Source organism: Curtobacterium sp. PsM8, assembly GCF_030433875.1.
GTDB lineage: Bacteria > Actinomycetota > Actinomycetes > Actinomycetales > Microbacteriaceae > Curtobacterium.
Genome location: NZ_JARUXD010000125.1, coordinates 1 through 4,605 on the forward strand (window position 1 = coordinate 1; position 4,605 = coordinate 4,605).

Here is a 4,605-nt window from a genome sequence, read left to right on the forward strand (position 1 = left end):
GCCTGGTCCTTTTTTTAAAACCCCCCCCCCAACCCCCCCCCCCCCCCCCCCCCCCCCCCCCAAACCCCCCCCCCCCACCCGGGGGGCCGGGGGGCCCCCCCGCCGGGGCCCTCCCGTCGTCCCGTCCAGACCACACCAGCGGTCACACCGTCCGGATCGCACCGGCCCGGTCACACCGGCCGGGTCGGCACCTGTCCCGCCCGGAGCATCGCCCGCTCCAGCAGCTCGACGTCGATCCCCACGTGCTGCCGCGCGATCTGCCCCGCCTCGGCGACCCGCCCGGCACAGACCGCGTCGACCAGTTCCTCGTGGTCCCGCATCGCCCGGGCCTCCATCGCCGCCATCCCGTCGACGCTCCCCCACAGGTGCGCCGGCGCAGCGATCGAGATCTGCGACTCGAGCGACGCCAGGGTGCTCCGCAGTGCGTCGTTCTGCGCCGCGTCGATGATGCTGCGGTGCAGGACCGCGTCGGCCTGCTGCTTCGCGAAGCCGGAGGTCGCGGTGCGGAAGGCCTCGAGCCGTTCCCGGAGCCCGGCCGCCTGCTCTGCGGTGATCCGTTCGGCTGCGGCGGCCGCGAGCGCCCCGTGCAGGATCGCGATGGCGTCGGCAGTGTCCTGGATCCCCGCCCACCGTGCCAGCAGGGTGCGGCCGACCGAGTCGGAGGCGGCGCCGGCCTCCTGGTCGCGGACGAAGGTCCCGCCACCGCGTCCCCGTCGGGTCTCGAGCAGACCGCGGTCGACGAGCCGGGCGAGGGCTCCGCGGACGGTGACGCGGGCGACCCCGAGCAGTCCGGCGAGCTCGCGTTCGGGTGGCAGCCGGGAGCCGGGCAGGTACTCGCCGACGGCGACGGCGGTCACGAGCCGGTCCTCGACCTCGTCGACCCGGGTCTCCGTCGCGCGATCCGTCACCGGCACCCCTTCCGCCGTCCAGCCTGACCCCGGTGGGCCGGGTTTCCTGTTACAGCCACGTTAAACGAGCGGAAAAGGTCTTGCCTGGGACCTTTCGACGGGCCATGCTCACCCCATGTCCCGCATCACCGAGAGCACGATGCCGTTCCAGGACGGCCAGACCTGGTACCGGATCACGGAACCCGACCACCCCGTCGCCGGTGCGCTGCCCCTCGTGGTCCTGCACGGCGGACCGGGGATGGCGCACGACTACGTCCGGAACCTCGAGGCCTTCGCCGACGAGACCGGTCGCACCGTCGTCCACCACGACCAGTTCGGCTGCGGCCGGAGCAGCCACCGCCCGGACGCCCCCGCCGACCTGTGGCAGCCGCAGCTGTTCGTCGACGAGTACCTGGCGCTGGTCGCGCACCTGGGCCTCGGCGAGCACCACGTCCTGGGCCAGTCGTGGGGCGGGATGCTCGGCGCCGAGATCGCGGTCCGTCGTCCGGGCGGCATCGCGAGCCTGTCGATCTGCAACTCCCCCGCCTCGATGCAGCTCTGGGTCGAGGGGGCCGCCGAGCTCCGCGCCCAGCTGCCCGCCGAGGTGCAGGACGCCCTGACCCGGCACGAGGACGCCGGCACGGTCGAGGACCCCGAGTACGTGGCCGCGACGCAGGTCTTCTACGAACGCCACGTCTGCCGGGTGGTGCCGATGCCCGCCGACTTCGTCGCGTCCGAGGAGCAGATGGAGGCGGAGCCGACGGTCTACCACACCATGAACGGACCGAACGAGTTCCACGTCATCGGCTCGCTGCGCGACTGGTCGGTGATCGACCGCCTGCACCGGGTGGACGTGCCGACGTTCGTCGTCGCGGGCGAGCACGACGAAGCGACCCCCGCCACCTGGCAGCCGTTCGTGGAGCAGATCCCGGACGCCCGCCAGCACGTCTTCCCCGGCGCCAGCCACTGCACGCACCTGGAGCAGCCGGAGGAGTTCCGCCGCGTGGTCGGCGCGTTCCTCGCCGACCACGACACCCAGCCCACCGGCTGACCCCGCAGCACCCGGAACCACCCACCCGGCCACGCACCGGACGCCAGGCACGTCACCGACCCGTGACGCGCCTCCCGTCCGGACAACCCACCCCTGCACCGTCCCTCCTCCCCGAAACGGAACCGACATGTCGCAGCAGCACAGCGAGCTCTCCGCACAGCAGCAGCTCGAGGCCTACGGCTACAAGCAGGAGCTGAAACGCTCCGTCTCCACCACCGACCTGCTCGTCTACGGGCTCGTCTTCATGGTGCCGATCGCCCCGTGGGCGATCTTCGGCACCGTCTACAACGCGTCCTCCGGCATGGTGCCGCTGGTCTACCTGGTCGGCCTCGTCGCGATGATCTTCACCGCCCTGGCCTACGCGCAGATGGCGAAGTCGATCCCCCTGGCCGGCAGTGTCTTCTCCTACGTCGGCCGTGGCATCCACCCGACGGCGGGCTTCTTCGCCGGCTGGGCGATCCTGCTCGACTACCTGCTCGTCCCGACGCTGCTCTACGTGTTCGCGGCCGAGAGCATGGTCGGCATCTTCCCGGGCACCCCGCGGTGGCTGTGGGCGCTGGTGTTCGTGGCGATCAACACCGTCATCAACCTGGCCGGGGTGTCGTCCCTGAAGCTGGCGAACCGGATCTTCCTGCTCATCGAGCTGGTGTTCGTGGTGATCTTCGTCGTCATCGCGATCGTCGCCCTGACCGGCGGGACGGTGCCGGGGGCGTCGTTCAGCACCGACCAGGTGTTCGACCCGGCGAAGGTGTCGGCGCCGTTGATCGCCTCGGCGCTGTCGATCGCGGTGCTGAGCTTCCTGGGCTTCGACGGCATCTCGACCCTGTCCGAGGAGTCCACCGGACGCCGGGGTGGTGCCGGTCTCGCGATGATCCTGGCGCTCGTCATCGTCGCGTTCCTGTTCGTCGTGCAGACCTGGCTCGCCAGCGCCCTGGCCGCCGGACGCGACTCGTTCTCGGACAGCGAGGCGGGCAACGCGTTCTTCACGATCGTCCAGCAGGCGTCGTCGAGCGGCTGGGCGACGGCGTTCTTCGCGGTCAACGTCCTGGCCGTGGGCATCGCGAACGCCATGGCAGCGCAGGCCGCGACGAGCCGCCTGCTGTTCTCGATGAGCCGCGACCGGCAGCTGCCCGCGTTCCTGCACAAGCTCAACGGCCGCCTGGTGCCGCAGAACGCGATCCTGGTCGTCTCCGTCCTGTCCGCGATCCTGGTGCTGTTCTTCGTCGGGCAGATCGACACGATCTCGTCGCTGGTGAACTTCGGCGCCCTGTTCGGCTTCATGCTGCTGCACGTGTCGGTGTTCGTGCACCACATGGTCAAGGGGAAGTCGCGGAACTGGCTGCTGCACCTGGTCGTGCCGCTGATCGGGTTCCTGATCATCGGGTACGTGCTGCTCAACGCCGCGGTCGAGGCGAAGGTCGGTGGCATCATCTGGCTCGTCGTCGGCGCCGGCGTCTTCCTCTACTACCGCTCCACCGGCCGTTCCACCGAGGTCGGTTCCGAGGAGCCGGGCACGCTCGGCGAAGGCGACCCGACCGGCGCCCCCGCCGGCCCGACCGCCGCCCCGCTCTCGACGGACACCCCGCTCTCGACGGACAAGGACCCGCGATGACCCCCGACCACCACCTGCCGAACACGCTGGGCCGCCCCGGCTACACCGCCGACCGCGAGCCGGTGCTGACCATCGCCCCGGGCACCGGCGAGACGATCGGCTTCGAGACGACCGACGCCGTCTACGCCGAACTCGACGACCACCACGACATGGCGCAGCTGCAGGCACCGATCAACCCGGTCACCGGCCCGGTGTACGTCGAGGGTGCGGAGCCGGGCGACACCCTCGCGGTGACGATCCACGACATCCAGCTGACGACGCACGGCTGGTCGGTCTCGCTGCCCGGCTCCGGCGCCCTGCAGCACGTGATGGGCGACCGGGTCTTCACCCGCCGCTGCCCGATCGCGGACGGCGTCGTCCGGGTGTCCGACCGGCACACGTTCCCGGTCCGGCCGATGATCGGCTGCATCGGGACCGCTCCGGCCCAGGGCGAGAACTCCACGATCATGCCCGCGTACGCCGAGGGCGGGAACATGGACGTGACCGAGGCCCGCCCCGGCTCGACGGTGTACCTGCCGGTCCGGGTGCCGGGAGCGCTGCTGTCGATCGGCGACATCCACGCGATCATGGCCGAGGGCGAGTCCTCGTTCGTCGCGATCGAGGCGCAGGGCACCGCGATCGTCTCCGTCGACGTCGTCAAGGGCGGCCCCACCCTGCGGGCACCGCGCATCGAGACCGACGACGAGTGGCTGTTCGTCGGCCTGGGCGAACCGGTGCAGGAGAGCATCCGCCGCGGGTACGAGGACGCCTTCGCGTTCCTCGTCGACGAGCACGGCTGGTCGGCCGACGACGCCTACGCGGTGCTCAGCGCGGTCGGTGACTCGAAGCTCGGCGGGCCGACCGGGTCCGGCGCTCCGGACCCGTTGCACCCGTTCGACGCGGTCGGAGCGGTGACCCTGCACCGGGTCCCGAAGGCGGTGCTGACCGCCGGGGACTGACCGGACGCCGTGCCGGACGGGAGGCCCGGGGCCCCGGGCCCGCCGCGGCCCCCGGGTGCAGGCGCGGATTAACAACACCCCGCCCCCCAGACCCACCCAAAAAAATAGGGTTGCCGG

At 71.5% G+C, this 4,605-nt stretch carries 4 protein-coding genes; 3 read left to right on the forward strand and 1 reads right to left on the reverse strand.

Features of this window, described 5'->3' with window-relative positions; genetic code table 11:
* Positions 1-170: 170 nt before the first annotated feature.
* Positions 171-908: a FadR/GntR family transcriptional regulator gene (locus QCD68_RS16840; RefSeq protein ID WP_301223849.1), complete on the reverse strand. Its 738-nt coding sequence runs from the start codon at positions 906-908 to the stop codon at positions 171-173.
* Positions 909-1,023: 115 nt separating this feature from the next.
* Between QCD68_RS16840 and QCD68_RS16845 the strand changes: the two genes are divergently transcribed.
* The 3 genes from QCD68_RS16845 to QCD68_RS16855 all read left to right on the forward strand — a co-directional run bounded on the left by QCD68_RS16845 (position 1,024) and on the right by QCD68_RS16855 (position 4,488).
* The gene (locus QCD68_RS16845) at positions 1,024-1,938 is read left to right on the forward strand and encodes a proline iminopeptidase-family hydrolase (RefSeq protein ID WP_301223850.1); all 915 of its coding nucleotides are present in this window, start codon (positions 1,024-1,026) and stop codon (positions 1,936-1,938) included.
* Positions 1,939-2,065: 127 nt separating this feature from the next.
* Positions 2,066-3,550: an APC family permease gene (locus QCD68_RS16850; protein ID WP_301223851.1), complete on the forward strand. Its 1,485-nt coding sequence runs from the start codon at positions 2,066-2,068 to the stop codon at positions 3,548-3,550.
* The gene (locus QCD68_RS16855) at positions 3,547-4,488 is read left to right on the forward strand and encodes an acetamidase/formamidase family protein (RefSeq protein WP_301223852.1); all 942 of its coding nucleotides are present in this window, start codon (positions 3,547-3,549) and stop codon (positions 4,486-4,488) included. The genes QCD68_RS16850 and QCD68_RS16855 overlap by 4 nt, the downstream gene beginning before the upstream one ends.
* The last annotated feature ends 117 nt before the right edge of the window (positions 4,489-4,605 follow it).

Coding starts and splice junctions, on each gene's coding strand:
- QCD68_RS16845 (WP_301223850.1), top strand. CDS start 1,024: ATGTCCCGCATCACCGAGAGCACGATGCCGTTCCAGGACGGCCAGACC.
- QCD68_RS16850 (WP_301223851.1), top strand. CDS start 2,066: ATGTCGCAGCAGCACAGCGAGCTCTCCGCACAGCAGCAGCTCGAGGCC.
- QCD68_RS16855 (WP_301223852.1), top strand. CDS start 3,547: ATGACCCCCGACCACCACCTGCCGAACACGCTGGGCCGCCCCGGCTAC.